General features: G+C 43.5%; 11 protein-coding genes. 10 read left to right on the top strand and 1 reads right to left on the bottom strand.

Features of this window, described 5'->3' with window-relative positions:
- Both CWO13_RS11010 and CWO13_RS11005 read left to right on the top strand, forming a co-directional pair.
- The gene (locus CWO13_RS11010) at window positions 1-639 is read left to right on the top strand and encodes an OmpA family protein (protein WP_108082935.1); all 639 of its coding nucleotides are present in this window, start codon (window positions 1-3) and stop codon (window positions 637-639) included.
- A 147-nt stretch (window positions 640-786) separates the two neighbouring features.
- Window positions 787-1,728 (top strand): GGDEF domain-containing protein, encoded by a 942-nt coding sequence (locus CWO13_RS11005; protein WP_102479762.1) that lies wholly within the window; start codon window positions 787-789, stop codon window positions 1,726-1,728.
- A 71-nt stretch (window positions 1,729-1,799) separates the two neighbouring features.
- Here the strand turns inward: CWO13_RS11005 and CWO13_RS11000 are convergent, their stop codons facing one another.
- Entirely contained in the window at window positions 1,800-3,059 is a 1,260-nt protein-coding gene (locus CWO13_RS11000; RefSeq protein ID WP_102433443.1) for an adenylosuccinate synthase, read from the bottom strand.
- A gap of 261 nt (window positions 3,060-3,320) precedes the next feature.
- Here CWO13_RS11000 and CWO13_RS10995 point away from each other — a divergent pair, with 261 nt between their 5' ends.
- The 8 genes from CWO13_RS10995 to CWO13_RS10955 all read left to right on the top strand — a co-directional run bounded on the left by CWO13_RS10995 (window position 3,321) and on the right by CWO13_RS10955 (window position 15,429).
- Window positions 3,321-4,193 carry a LysR family transcriptional regulator gene (locus CWO13_RS10995; protein WP_048658616.1) on the top strand — a complete coding sequence of 291 codons (873 nt, stop codon included), beginning with the start codon at window positions 3,321-3,323 and terminating at the stop codon, window positions 4,191-4,193.
- Window positions 4,194-4,470: 277 nt separating this feature from the next.
- On the top strand, window positions 4,471-5,421 hold the full coding sequence (gene dmeF, locus CWO13_RS10990; RefSeq protein WP_102433444.1) for a CDF family Co(II)/Ni(II) efflux transporter DmeF: 951 nt from the start codon (window positions 4,471-4,473) through the stop codon (window positions 5,419-5,421).
- Window positions 5,399-5,815: a MarR family winged helix-turn-helix transcriptional regulator gene (locus tag CWO13_RS10985; RefSeq protein WP_102433445.1), complete on the top strand. Its 417-nt coding sequence runs from the start codon at window positions 5,399-5,401 to the stop codon at window positions 5,813-5,815. Before dmeF ends, CWO13_RS10985 begins: the two co-directional genes overlap by 23 nt.
- Window positions 5,816-6,384: 569 nt before the next feature.
- The gene (locus CWO13_RS10975) at window positions 6,385-8,109 is read left to right on the top strand and encodes a methyl-accepting chemotaxis protein (RefSeq protein ID WP_108083007.1); all 1,725 of its coding nucleotides are present in this window, start codon (window positions 6,385-6,387) and stop codon (window positions 8,107-8,109) included.
- A gap of 241 nt (window positions 8,110-8,350) precedes the next feature.
- Entirely contained in the window at window positions 8,351-9,358 is a 1,008-nt protein-coding gene (locus tag CWO13_RS10970; RefSeq protein WP_108082934.1) for an acetyltransferase, read from the top strand.
- A gap of 479 nt (window positions 9,359-9,837) precedes the next feature.
- Entirely contained in the window at window positions 9,838-12,027 is a 2,190-nt protein-coding gene (locus CWO13_RS10965; RefSeq protein ID WP_108082933.1) for an immunoglobulin-like domain-containing protein, read from the top strand.
- A 251-nt stretch (window positions 12,028-12,278) separates the two neighbouring features.
- Window positions 12,279-13,199, top strand: a complete 921-nt coding sequence (locus CWO13_RS10960) for a LysR family transcriptional regulator (protein ID WP_029226004.1) — start codon at window positions 12,279-12,281, stop codon at window positions 13,197-13,199.
- 181 nt (window positions 13,200-13,380) lie between these two features.
- Window positions 13,381-15,429, top strand: coding sequence for a TonB-dependent receptor domain-containing protein (locus CWO13_RS10955; protein WP_107899328.1), 2,049 nt, complete (start codon window positions 13,381-13,383; stop codon window positions 15,427-15,429).
- Window positions 15,430-15,548: the final 119 nt, after the last annotated feature.

Here is a 15,548-nt window from a genome sequence, read left to right as displayed (position 1 = left end):
ATGAAAAAGTTAATGATCAGTTCAATCGTCCTATCGACATTGCAACTTAGTTTTATCGCTAATGCGGAAGAAGGTATCAACGTTTATTGCGACACGGCATTCAGTGAATATCAGCATAGTGTAAGAGTTGATGATGTCGTGGGCATTGCACAACACAGACAGGGCTTTCTACAAATCGAGCAGCAGTCTGATAGCAGTGAGTTAAAACAAGCCTTGGCAGGTCAATCTAATCTAAGTACGAACCAATCCGGCTGTAAGACTTGGATCAGTAATCAAGAGCGTCAAGGGTTGTTGGCTCGTCTTCATTTTGGTTTTGATCGACACAACTTAACGCCGATGGGCAGCAAAGCATTGAGTCAATTAGCTGGTGAGTTAAAGACTAACGGCAGTTCAATTACGGTGGATGGCCACACCGACAGCACAGGCGAAGAAGGTTATAACCAAGCGCTCGGCCTACAAAGAGCGCTTACGACGTCGGATGGCTTAATGGCCGATGGTGTCGAGAAAAACCGTCTTGTTATTCGTTCATTTGGTGAAAGTGAACCTATCGCCTCTAACTCAACCGCAGAGGGTAGAGCCAAGAATCGACGCTCAGAAATTTGGGCCTCTGTGAACGATGTCGCTGACTTAGAAAATTAGGATGTAGTGCTTGGTTGCTGCTTAGTGCTTGGTTGCTGCTTAGTACTAGGTAATAACCGCCTAGATTGTCGCTCTTGGGATTTTTGTTACAACGTATACTAATGAATATTCGATTAAGTTTAACCGTCTGATACTAAAGAAATATTAATGCTTTTTGATAAGTTCTCTTCTGAAGGGATGCAAAGAAATATCGATGTCGATACTTGGGTATCTATATTGGATAACATACGAGACATAATGGACGCATCGAATGCGGGCATCATCATGATCTCTGATTTGAGTTGCTCTGGTTCTGAGAGTGTGTGGAGCTCCTCAAACATATCGTGTAACCAACATAAGAGCAGAATTAGCTGTTTTTGTGAGTATGTGCATAACGAAAATCGCACGGTCTATTTGAGTGGTTATGCTGGTGGTGAATCCGCCTCTGCAACAGGAATAGATGCCTATAAGTCTTTTTGCGGCGTTCCTGTTAGGGATATAGATGAAGAAGTGTTTGCGGTGCTCTTAGTGTTTGATTTAAGCCCAACAACATATACCGAAAGCCAAGTTAACTTGATTGAGAACATATCGACTCTATTGCGTTCTGAAATCCTATTAAAAGAAGAGAGCAGGATTTTATACAAAAACAGTCACTTTGATATCATGACGACGCTGCTTAATCGAAGGGGCTTTTTCCATGAATTCAACAAAGCAAACATCAGCGATGGAGAGGTTGTTTGTTTGTATTTCGACTTGGATAATTTGAAGTACATCAATGATACGTATGGTCACTTCAAAGGTGATGATTACATATCTGGATTTGCGTCATGCATTAAAAACAATTCAAAGTACAACACTATATCGGCGAGAGTCGGCGGTGATGAATTCATCGTCGTCATACACTCAGAAGAGCCGGGTTTTGCTCGTGAGTTGGTCAAAAAAATTCACACTGAATTCCATGATTTCATTGAAGGCTTTCGTTGTGATGATGAGGTTTCACTCGGCTTTTCATATGGTTGTGGTATTGCTGATTCTCGAAGCTTCAATATCATTAATCTAATAAAGTCGTCCGATGAAAACATGTACCTTAATAAGAAAAACAAGATTTAGATGTTTGTGCAGACGTTAAAAAGCCCACTAAATGTGGGCTTTGATGTAGATGTAGATCGTAGCTTTCTAACCTAAGCTCGAATGATCATTTGCTCGCGTTCAGGACCTACCGATACCATCACGATTGGCACGCCCATCAACTCTTCGATGCGAGTTACGTAATCTTGTGCGGCTTGAGGAAGGCTCTCAAACGTGCGGCAACCCGTGATGTCTTCGTCCCAGCCTGCCATATCTTCATAAACAGGCTTTAGCTCAGCCGTTTGTGGCCAAATTGGGTTCTCAGTATGTTCACCTGAGTATGCGGTACAGATCTTAAGTTCAGATAGACCAGATAAGCAGTCGATCTTAGTCAGTGCGATTTCCGTTGCGGCTTGAAGGTCAACACCGTTGCGAGTTGCTACCGCGTCGAAGTAACCCATATCACGTGGGCGACCCGTCGTTGCACCATATTCGTTAGAGCTTTCGCGGAAGCTGTCTTGCTCTTCCATTGCGGTTACAAGCGTACCAGTACCAACAGACGAGCTGAAAGATTTAGCAACAGCAATAACACGCTCAGGGCGAAGGGCAGGTAAACCACTACCAATACCTGCATAAGCTGCGGTTACGTTCGAAGACGTCGTCCAAGGGTATTCACCGTAGACAAGGTCGCGACCTGCGCCTAACTGAGCTTCAAACAGTAGGTTCGCGTCTTGCGATTGCAGTGCTTTTAGCGGCTCAGTTACGTTGCAGATGAACGGGCGCCAAGCTTTAGTCACTTCAAGTAGCCATTCTGTCATTTCAGAAGCGCTCTGAGAGAAGTCACATTGAGGGTATAGCGCTTTAAGCTGAGGCATCTTCCAATCAAGCATGAATTGAATGCGCTGCTCTAAAATCTCAGGCTGATTCAGCCAACCCACAAGAATGCCTTTCTTCATCACACGGTCGCCGTATGCAGGTGCAATACCTTGACGTGTTGAACCGTAAGCGCCATCGCCTAAACGTTCTTCTTCAAGTGTATCTTCAAGAGCGTGCAAAGGCAGACACAGTGTCGCACGATCTGAAATTGCCATTTTTACTTTGATGCCAGCCGCTTGTACTTCTGCAATCTCTTCAGTTAGCGCCGCAGGGCTGATCACCATGCCAGGGCCAAGAACCGCTGTACAGTCAGGATTAAAAATACCACTAGGAAGTTGGTGCAGTTTGAATGTACCGAAGTCATTTACCACAGTATGACCTGCATTGTTTCCACCTTGAAAACGAATGCTAGCAGAAGCTTGGTCTGCTAAAAAATCGACGATGCGGCCTTTGCCTTCATCCCCCCAGTTTGCGCCCACAACAACGATAGATGGCATAATTTTTCTCCTAACTGATTGAGAAATCATGTTAGGCCTACAAAGTGGATAAGAGAAATTAATTATCTTTATTATCTTGATAAGGATTCCATATATCCTTAAAGTCTTAATCTACCAATGATCGTCATTCCAGAACCGAGGTATCTGGAATCTCAAACCACAAGCGAGATTCCTTACCATGTTCGTTCCTCACTGTAGGGAATGACGGATGGAGCATTCTTTACTTTTAGGGAATGATATAAGTGACACGAGAGAGAGGACATGATGCTCGATATTAATTTGTTGAAGACGTTTGTGACGCTTGCGGAGTACAAGCATTTTGGGAAAGCGGCTAATGCACTTCATATGACGCAACCCAACGTAAGTTTGCACCTAAAACAACTAGAACAACAAACACGTATAAAGTTGATTGAGAGAAGCCCATTTCAATTGACTCAAGCGGGTGAGCGACTATTGGAAACAAGTCAAAGAACGTTACTTGAACTGCAAATTTGTCAGGCCGATCTCAATGCCATTAACGACCTTAAAATCGGGACGTTAACTATTGCCGTGAGTGACATCATTTCTCGATTTTTGTTGATTCGCCCGTTCCAGAAGTTTAAAGCGCAGTATCCCGGTATTGATCTTACGCTATTGAATACCACGTCATCTCAAGCATCGAGTTTAGTTAAAAATGCTCAGGCGGATATTGGCTTTGTTATCGCCAAAGAACAGCACAACGAGTCATTGTATTTCACTAAGCTTCAAGAGCTTTCTTGGTGTGCACTTGGCGATGGGTTTGATATCCAAGATTCTGATGCAGAGCTCACTTTGATTCTACTAGGCCATGATACGAGAACACGTGACTTCATCGATGAAGGTTTACCAAGTTTAAACCTACCCAATCACAGAGTCATGGAAGTAGGGAGCGTAGACGCTCAAATCGATTGGGCAGAAGCCGGTTTTGGTGTGGCGATTGTCCCTGAATTTGCAATATCAACCAAGCAACATCTGAAATCAAAAGTCACACCATTGGCGAACTTTTCTAGTACGAGCCTTGGCTATATTGTGAGGCAGAATCAAGTCTTGTCGAAAGCGACCAAGCAGTTGTTAGGATGGGTGAATGATGAGATTAACCTGTTGCAAAACCAATAATTCCATCGCTAAGTCAGATCGATCTAAGCCCACCTCGTGTGGGCTTTTTTGTGTCGGTAAATCACCGTTCTTGCTCAAAGCAATAGGCTACAGAAATAACTTAAATCTCTCATCATCCATTCCTTCTGTAAATCAGAGCCTTAAAATTCATCGTTGACAAAGTTTGATTATCAAACTAAATTCCAATCAATTGCTTTGATTGTCAAACTACTTGTCAATCAAAGTTCTCTTATTAAGAAAGATCGTCTAACTACTAACACAATCTAAGGACGCCATTTTGAGTTTTCCAACACGCCATCAACACAACTTCTCTTCACACAATCAACAAGGTGAAAAACGTACTTTCTACGTTCTCTTGTTAACTGTCATCACAATGGTTGTCGAGATTATTGCAGGTACTATTTATGGTTCTATGGCGCTACTTGCTGATGGCTGGCACATGGGAACGCATGCAGCAGCGTTTGGTATTACCTTGTTCGCATACCGTTACGCCAAGAAGCATGCTGACAGTGAACGTTTCTCTTTCGGTACCGGCAAAGTGAGTGTGTTAGGCGGGTACACCAGCGCGATAGCGTTGGGTATTGTGGCGTTGTTGATGCTGGTGGAGTCAGTACATCGCTTGTTCAACCCGCAAGCTATTCAGTTTAACGAAGCGATTATTGTTGCGTGTATTGGTTTGACAGTGAATGTAGTGAGTATGTTTTTGCTAGGGGATCATCATCATGATCACGGACACTCTCATTCTGAACATAAGGGACACAGTCACGATAATCAACATGATGGGCATCATCACGATCACAACTTGCGTGCGGCCTACATGCACGTCTTGGCCGATACATTGACTTCTCTGTTGGCGATTGTTGCTCTACTATTTGGTAAGTTTTACGGTTGGAACTGGTTGGATGCCGCAATGGGTATGGTTGGTGCGGTTGTGATTGCCAAATGGACAATGAACCTCATGAAACAGACAAGTCCAATCTTACTCGATCAGAATATTGACGATGAGTACCGCAACGGCATAACTGAAGCCTTAGCTCCTTATGCCGCCGTAACCGACTTACACATGTGGAAGGTGAGCGGGCATCACTACTCAGCGGCGATTACTCTTGAATCAAACAGCGATAAAAGCGTCCCTGAATATAAACAAATGCTCGCCAAGTTTGATAAGATTAATCATCTTACTCTCGAAGTGCACTCAAACGGCCATGCAAAATATAGAACAGCTTAATCAAATACTGACTGAGTTCTACGATAAAATGTCTTCGTGGGAGCAATCCGTTGTCAAAGAAACGGGTTACTCCTTAGCACAAGTACATACCATCGAAGTGCTTGGTATGCATGGTGCGTTAAGAATGAAAGAATTGGCAGAAAAGCTTGGCATTACTACTGGCACACTTACTGTTCAAATTGAGAAGTTGGTTAAGGCAGAATTGATTGAACGCCATGAACACCCAACGGATCGTCGTGCGATTGTGGTGGCTTTGACCGATGAAGGTCAGAAGATCCATGTTCACCACAACCAACTTCACTTGAATTTGGTTAATGAGCTGACGCAAGACATCGAAGAAGACGAGAAAGCGGTGTTATTGAAGTGCCTAACCAAGATGGTGAAAGCGTTTTAGTCAGCGTTAAGTTTGCACCCTAACTTATTAGCGGCAAAGCGATTGATTAAGAAATCCAAAAATGGACCTGACTCTAATTGAGTAGGTCCATTTTTTATGAATCTAAGAAATCGAGTCTCATTTTGGCTCCTCTGATGAGCCAAAATAATGTCATTGCCGCTATGAAGGCCAATAAAACGCTAAAGTCTTTCAATTCAAAGCCTTGTGTGGCCTACTGTGCGAGGTGTACTTGCCCCGTCAAATACCCGTCTCCCAAATTTATAACGCAACGGATGTACATGTAATAAATTTGTGTTATTGATAAATTTAACTTTAATGAAGGGTCTCATTTGCTGTTTAAATGCAATTGAGAACAGTACGGCTGGTGGTCTTCATTGCCTCTTGTTTCGTGCTCATTATTGGGACAAAAACGATAAAAATAACGAGATAACACGAGTTAGTTAGCATGAGCTAATTAGAACGAGTTACATACCACACTTAGATACCCATATTTAGTTTAGTAAAGACGAGTCGCATATATGAATATAAAGAAAAAGCTCTATTCATTGGGAATGTTTTCCATTTTCGGCATGATTTCATTGCTGTTTACCACCTCACAATTCGCAGACACCACCGCTCAAATGAGCGAAGCCAAACAAATAACCAAAGAACTCGAAGTGCGATTGCTCAACCTTCGCCGAAACGAGAAAGACTTCTTATTGCGCAGTGATTTGAAATACCTCGACAAGTTCGATGTTAACTACAACAAATTCCTAGCGTCTGAATCAGAACTTAACGCCGTGCTGAACGACTTGGGTTTAGCGAACAGCACACACTTGCGTGAAGACATTGAAACGTACCATACAAGCTTTGTGAACTTAGTAAAAGCGAGCGAAGTGTATGGATTAGCACGAGACAAAGGCTTGCTTGGTCAATTTCATGAAGAGTTAGACAGCATCAGTGCAACAGTCAGCGCTGAACAAAAAGTCGAGCTGTACCTGTTTAATGACCTGATTGAAAAGGGCACATTCGACCCGAGTGTTCTGTCTATTACCTCTAATACGGCAAGCTCTACTGCTTTGATAGATGCTGCGCGTCAAGTGGTTGAACAGAAACGTGTGATTGGCATAAAGCATAATGAAGGTCTGTTAGGACAAGCACGCTCAGGTTCTCATGCGATTGAAACTCAATTCAAAGAGTTCTCTGCCGTGTTAGAGCAAGAAACCCAACAAGAGATGGACAAACTGTCGCTGATCAACAACACCCTTTGCGTCACGTTACTTGTGTCGATCATTCTGTTCAGCTGGTTAATCGTCCGTTCTATTATTGGTAAGATTGAGTCATTGCTTTCAGTGATCCGCAACATCGTGGATTCTAACGATGTGTCGATTCGTTCACACCTAGATGGCAAAGACGAACTGAGCACGTTAGGCCAATACTTCAATCAATTACTTGATCAACTTGAAGGGCTTATCGCGGCATCTCAATCTAAGTCACTTCAACTGACTCAAAGCACATCGAACATGCATGATGAGCTTGAATCGGTCATCAAGCAGTTTGAAGTGCAAGCTAACCACACCTCGACCATGACAACGTCAGTACAAGAGATGGTACTTACCATTGGCGAGATCTCTGAAAGCACATCGGTTGCTGCAGAAGGTGTTCATCAAGCGAAAGTGAATGCTGACAAGGGCCGCGAAGTGGTTGTCGCGACCATCGACAATATTACTCAGTTGTCTGAACGCCTTTCAAGCAGCCAAGATTCGATTAGCTCACTGAACCATCATGTTGATCAAATTGGCGATGCAGTAAACATCATCCAAGGCATTGCAGAACAAACCAACCTATTGGCATTGAACGCGGCGATTGAAGCGGCACGTGCGGGTGAACAAGGTCGTGGCTTCGCGGTGGTTGCAGATGAAGTACGAGCGCTGGCAAGCAGAACGCACCAATCAACCACTGAAATTACCAGTGTAGTCACGGCAATTCAGAGCCAAATGAATGCTTCGATGACCGAAATTGGTGAGTGCAATCAACAAGGTCAATTAACACTAAAAGATTCAGAAGAGCTTGATGCAAGCCTACAGCTGATCTTAAGTGACATGGAAAGCATTCAAGGCAACTCTGAACGTATTGCTTCTGCAATTGAAGAGCAGGGCGCAGTAATGGCGCAAGTAAGCGACTCAATCACTGAGCTGAACACTATCTCGAATGATAATAACGCTTCGGCGCAGCACTGTTTAGTCGAAGTGGATAAAGTCGCAGAGCAAGCAAACGATATGGACCAAGCGGTCGCGCAGTTTAAGACATCTTAGAATCAACCTAGTTGCATTAAAGAAGTGCAGCCAAACAACTCAAGCGAAAGGCGCGGATTATCTGCGCTTTTTTGTACCTAATGGATAGGCAAGTTCATGAACAGATAGAAATAAGAATAAGGCATTCCAAAATAGACTTAAGTATCTGTGATATATAAGTAAAATAATGACAGACTATCGAATGAACGAACGTACTGGCGCGTTTCTGACAAACGGTTAAATCTATAGGAAGAGGGATAACATGCACTACGACGTATTCAACGGAGACGCAGACGGCATCATCGCTTTGCTGCAACTGCGCCTAAATGAGCCAAAAGAAACTGTACTGATCACTGGTGTAAAGCGTGATATCAAGTTGGTTTCTCAAGTGGTCTCTAAATTGGCGGAGCAGGGCGATCAAGCGGATGTTGCGTCTGTTACGGTCCTAGATGTATCGATGGAGAAGAACCTTCCGGCTTTACACTCGTTACTTGAGGCCAACGTTGAAGTGTTCTATTGCGACCACCATCGCACAGGCGATATACCTCAGTCTAAGCATCTTGATACTTTAGTTAATACGGCACCTGAATGTTGCACCAGTTTGTTGATAAATCAGAAGTTAAAGGGTGAGTATGTTGCGTGGGCCATTGCTGCTGCCTTTGGTGATAATTTAAAAGCGGTAGCTTCACAATTAGCGTTAGAAAATGGCTTTGACCGATCCCAAACTGATTTTTTGGAAGAACTGGGTACTCTCATTAATTACAACGGCTACGGCTCGTCACTGAGTGACTTGCACTTCACGCCAATCAAGCTTTACCAAGCTCTCTATCAATATCCGAATCCGTTTTCTCTCCTAGATGACAAAGGTTCAGTTTTCTATCGTCTTCGTACAGCTTATCAAAGTGACAACCAACACCTATCAAACCTAGGACCAATATATGAGAGTGAAGTCGCGCGTGTGTTTGAATTGCCAAGTGAGACTTGGGCAAGGCGTATTAGTGGTGTCTTTGGCAATGAAATCGTTAATCAAGACCCAGGCCGAGCGCAAGCAGTGTTAACTAAAAACCAAGATGGTGAATCTTATACTGTGAGCTTGAGAGCGCCGTTATCAAATAGAACGGGTGCAGACGAAATTTGCTCTAGTTTTGAAACGGGGGGTGGAAGAAAAGCAGCAGCTGGCATCAATCAACTCACTGAAGAAAATAAGATGAATTTTATTTCATCAATTGAGAGTTATTATTCACAACTGGGCAATTGTATCGATAGTTAACTCTCGATCTGAAAACTGAAAATACAATAATTGTCACCTACATTTTTGGTTGTTCGTGTACACATCTAGCATATGTATAGCTAATAAATCTAATCAATTTTAGTGATATCACTCGCAATGATAAATCTCTGTTAGGTCAGTAAACATAAGGGTTTCTAGACCTTTTGCTCTTATTTTTAGCCGAGCGTGTCCACTTAACTATTTTCACACATTCATCTTAATTACTTATGTGAATTAAGATTCCAGATTCATTTGCGCTGTCAATAATTTAGCTCGATAAATCAATATTTTAGCATTTCAATTTGAATGAAAAGTCAAAATCATATTGATTCTTATATTCAATCCGTGACTTAAAATCACAAGTTAAATCAAAGGTCATCTTTTCTTATAAATTCCATTACTTGTCTATAAATATTCATGGCTAAAATGAATTGATTCGGTTGTGATGGGCACAGCTGTTGAGTAAGGAAATGGAATTGATGTTGAAACGTAAAGCTCTGCAATTAGCGGTATCTGTCGGAATGGCCGCAATGTCTGGCGCTGTTTATGCGAATGGTTCAGATATGACGAATCCAGACTCTGGCGTCGTGGTTGGCTATTGGCATAACTGGTGTGACGGCGGTGGCTACCAAGGTGGTAATGCGCCATGTGTAACGCTGGATGAAGTGAACCCAATGTACAACATCGTGAATGTGTCATTCATGAAAGTGTACGATGTGGCTGATGGTCGAATCCCAACTTTTAAACTGGACCCAACCATTGGGCTGTCAGAACAACAATTTATTGACCAAATCTCAGAACTCAACAAGCAAGGTCGTTCTGTCCTGATAGCGCTGGGTGGTGCTGATGCACATGTAGAACTAGAAACCGGTGATGAAAGAGCCTTTGCTGATGAAATTATTCGTCTGACTGAGCGTTACGGATTCGATGGTCTGGATATCGATCTGGAGCAAGCCGCGGTAACCGCAGCCAACAACCAAACTGTTATTCCTGATGCGTTAAAACTGGTGAAAGACCATTACCGTGCTGAAGGCAAAAACTTCCTCATCACGATGGCGCCTGAATTTCCGTACTTAACGTCTGGTGGTAAATATGTACCATACATCGACAATCTAGAAGGTTACTACGACTGGATTAACCCTCAATTCTACAATCAAGGTGGCGATGGTATTTGGGTTGATGGTATCGGTTGGATTGCACAAAACAATGATGAATTGAAAGAAGAGTTCATCTACTACATTTCTGATTCTCTAATCAACGGTACTCGTGGCTTCCACAAGATCCCACACGACAAGTTAGTGTTTGGTATCCCTTCGAGCATTGATGCTGCAGCGACGGGCTTCGTGCAAGATCCTCAAGATCTTTACGACGCATTTGAGACCTTAACGACTCAAGGCCAACCTTTGCGTGGTGTAATGACGTGGTCTATCAACTGGGACATGGGCACCGATAAGAACGGCCAACAATACAACGAACAGTTCATCAAAGATTACGGCCCATTTGTTCATGGGCAAGTGACACCGCCACCGGTTGAAGGTGAGCCAGTGCTGAAAGGCGTTGAAAATGCGCGTGTTCTTCATGGCAGCGCATTTGACCCTATGGAAGGCGTAACTGCAACAGACAAAGAAGACGGCGATTTAACGTCTTCAATTGATGTTGAAGGATATGTTGAAACAGCGGTTATTGGCACTTACGTTCTGACGTACCGTGTGAAAGACAGTGACAACAACGAGACAACCAAAGCAAGAACGGTAGAAGTTTACAGCCAAAAACCAGTATTCGATGGCATATCTGATACGACAGTAATACTTGGTTCTGCATTCGACCCAATGGCAGGTGTGACGGCGAATGATGCAGAAGATGGTGACCTAACGAGTTCTATTACACACACTGGCAGTGTCGATGTGAATGAAATGGGCAACTACTCGCTTGTATATAGTGTGACAGACAGTGCGCATCAAACCGTCACTGCTGAACGTAAAGTGTCTGTGACTGACGGTTCTAACTGTGCTGCTGCATGGGATGCCGAAACGGTTTATGTTGAAGGCGACCAAGTGTCACACGACGGTTCAACGTGGGGATCTGGCTGGTACACTCGTGGCGAAGAGCCGGGAACGACAGGTGAGTGGGGCGTTTGGAGAAAGGTTTCAGATTCTTCTTGCGGTGGTAACCCTGAGCCGGGTACAGATCCTGAACTTGAAGTTTCGGGTCTCCAGTCTGAATACGCACCTGATAACGGTGATGTCCGCTTGGATCTGACACTAACGTCAAACGAAGCAATGGATGTGACTGCAATGGTGTTAAATAGTGCAGGTATTTTAGTTGAACAGACTAAAGTAAACCTCGTAGATAGCCAAACAATCACCATCGTTTTGAATGACGTAACTGACGGCCAATACTCACTTGAAGTAGTTGGTACTGCTTCGGATGGTGAAATGGTCATGGTGAATAATTCGTTCTCTGTGAAAGACGGTGGTGGTGGTACACCACCTCCAGGTGATTACCCTCCATATGAAGCAGGCACAAACTACGCAGCAGGTGACATTGTAGTGGGCAGTGATAATGGTTTATATGAATGTAAGCCTTGGCCATACACGGCTTGGTGTGCAAGCGCATCTTACGCTCCTGCAGAAAGCCAATACTGGCAAGATGCTTGGACAAAGCTGTAAGCTAAGTTAATTGTGTACTAGAAACTAGAAACTAGAAACTAGAAACGATCAAAGAGAGGCCATGTGCCTCTCTTTTTTATTGCTTAAACGAAATGGAATCATGGGCTCATTTTCATTGTTGTCACACATAATGGCTAAGTCGATAGAGGACTTTGCTTTAGATAAAAATAAGAGTGATTATCAATTGTATTAATGGATTGATAGATGCACTATGCGCACAATGAATTTTCAATTTTGTGAATATCTAAATAATGAATCTAGCGCAAGTCGACCTTAACCTCTTAGTCATCCTTAAGCACCTTTTAGAAGAAAAGCATGTGTCCAACACGGCATTGGCACTCGATATGAGTCAGCCAACGGTGAGTCGTTCGCTGCAAAAACTGCGCACTGTATTTAACGATGATTTGTTGGTGAGAGCGGCTTATGGCTATGAATTGACGCCAAAAGCGGAAGCGATCAAGCAAGATCTTAATTCTGTACTTACGCGCTTAGAAAAGCTGGTTCACGGAGACGTATTTGAACCTCAGACTAGTGACAATACCGTTCGCTTTTTTGGCTTGGTTCCTCAGGTTTCTCACTTATTGCCAAAAGTCGTGGCACAAATTCGAAAACAAGCACCGAACATGGTTGTTGATATTGACTCCATCCCTAAACGTCACTTCGAACCTTTGTTGTCGGGCGATGCGCACTTCGTGTTGTCAACGCATGAACCGTTAAGTTCTGAGCAGAATCTGTATCGAATGTTCGTTATTAGCCGTGATTATCGCTTATTGATGAGCAAAGACCACCCGTTGGCAGACAAAGAGATCACAGTCGATGATTTACTTAACAGCCAACTAGGCCAGATCTCGCTGCAAGGTGACAAAAAACTCTCCATTGAAAATCGCTTTAAAGATTTAGGCTTGATTGATAAGCAGCGCCAACTATCGATTCCGATTCAGCTGTCTAATTTTAATATTGCTGCAGATATCGCTGAGACGACTGACATCATCTTTCACTTACCGACACCGTTTGCCACACAAGCCGCTAATCAAAGAGATTTAATTTGTAAACGCGTACCCAAAGCCATCAGAAGCCCATCAGAAGATGTGTATCTATATTGGCACAAGCGTTTCCACAATGATCCTATGTGTCGATGGGTTCGCAATCTATTTAAAGAGATATACACCTGATTTATCTGGATGGTGAATGTGATTTTAATAGTGCCATTGAAATGAATATATCTTTGTTTTGTTATTTGAAAGGTGAATAACGAGAATCAATTTTTGGTATGAAACTTTCGTTGATAAGAATGGTACTAGGTTATTTAATGCAAACCATTATCATTACCAATCACATATAAGAATAAATATCATGTCTGAGAGATCTCTTTTGATTCGCAAACCTCTTTTGGTTCGTAAACCCCTTTCGATCGCAGTCGCTGTTATTTGTACGTCACTTTCAGCTAACGTGTTAGCGCAAGAAGAAGCGCAAGCAACAGATGAGCAAATGGTAGTTACGGCAACTCGTACCGAAATGGCACTAAAACAAGCGCCTGCTTCAATGTCGGTTATCACTGCACAAGACATTGAAGACAGCCCAGGTATTACCTTGGCTGACATCGTTGCTGAATCAACCAGTGTTGAGTCTGACTTCGATAGCACACGTGCTGGTCGTCAGATGATCTCTATTCGTGGTATGGATTCTGATTATACGCTTATCATGGTAAATGGCCGTCGTCTCAGCTCGGCAAGTGCCATCATCCGTGGTAATGACTTCGACCTTTCTACTATCCCAGCAGATTCAATCGAACGTGTTGAAATCATCCGTGGCCCAATGTCTGCACTTTATGGTTCAGATGGTATGGGCGGTACAATCAACATCATCACTAAGGCTCCAGAAAATGATTGGAGCTCTACATTGAGCATGGACACTTCATCGCCGCTTGATGGTGATGGGGGCGAAGAGTACTCAATGGGCTTCACAACGTCTGGTGCATTGATTGAAGATGAGTTGTTCGCTCGACTTTCTGTTAATCAAACAAGCCGTAATGCATGGCAACCATATTCTGGTACACACAGTTCTGGCTACGACCGTTCAGACGTAACAGCTCTAGAAGAACGCGACACGCTAAGCATGCTTGCAAGCCTGACATGGCACATGACAGATAACCAAACCATCGATTTTGATTTTGGTTACAGCGATGACGAACGTGAATCAGCGGCAGAAAGTGCGAAATCGGTTATTGAGTCAGACACTCGTGTCGTGCGTCACAGCCAAGCAATTACACACAGTGGTTTCTGGAGCTGGGGTGATACTCAAGTTCGTTATTCGCGCGAGAACGTGACTGATAACGATGCAGCCGATCTAGGCAATAACTTCAGCAGCGATATCGAAGAGCTCACTCAAATTGTTGAAGCATCTGCTACCACTTACCTTGGTTACAGCCACACGCTGACATTTGGAATGGACTACCAGTTAAGTGAACTAACTAACAAAGAAAACCTATCGAGCGGAATGTCGGAAGCATATCAAGGCGCATTGTTTGTGCAAGACCAATGGGTCATGACAGACAGCCTAACCGCAACGTTCGGTGGTCGTTTGGATAAACACGAACTGTACGGCGAAGAGTTCAGCCCACGTGTGTACTTGGTTCACCAAACAACGAACGACCTAATCATTAAAGGTGGTGTAGGCAAGGCATTCAAGGCCCCAACATTGACTCAAAACCAATCTGACTACACAGTTTCAAGCTGCAAGGGTGGTTGTGCGTTGGTGGGTAATGAAGATCTAAATCCAGAGACAAGCATTAACTACGAACTTGCGACGGTATACACACAGCCACGTTGGAATGTAGAAGCGGCGTTATTCCGCAATGAGATTAATGACCTTATCGAAAGAACACAAGGTTACTGCCCGCAAGGTGGTGATTGGAACGAAAGTGCTCTTCAATGTGAAAACCCTGACGGTACACCAACGGGAGATTTGGGCGCGAAGACGCACCAAAACGTGTCTGAAGCTATCATTCAAGGTGTTGAGCTTGGCGGTATGTACCAAATCTCTGACGAGTGGGCCGTTTCTGGTAACTACACTTACCTAGATACAGAAGACAAGTCGACAGGTGAAGAGCTACTTGAGCGTTACAAGCATTCAGGCTTTGTGAAACTTAACTGGAACCCAACTTACGATCTAAGCACTTTCGTGAGTGCACGTTACCGTGGCGAGCGCCAGATTGACAGCGACCTAACGCAAGACGCTTACACAACATTGAACATCGGTACGGTTTACAATGTGAATGACTCAGTACGACTACGTGCAGGTATCTCAAACCTAACGGATGAGTCAGTATCAGATGAGTTAGAGTACATTGGTTATGTTGAAGAGCCACGTACCTACTACATAGGTATGACCGCTGACTTCTAATCAATCTGTGTTTGATTCGGTAGGTAGATACATATAAAACAAAGAACCCACATGACTTAACGTCGTGTGGGTTCTTTTGATTTGGGCGCTCGTAATTGAGTGCACATAGGTATCGAAGA

It is taken from the genome of Vibrio sp. ZF 223 (assembly GCF_003050585.1).
GTDB lineage: Bacteria > Pseudomonadota > Gammaproteobacteria > Enterobacterales > Vibrionaceae > Vibrio > Vibrio crassostreae.
Note: the sequence above shows the minus strand (reverse complement) of the source record. Positions and strands in the feature narration are given on the sequence as shown.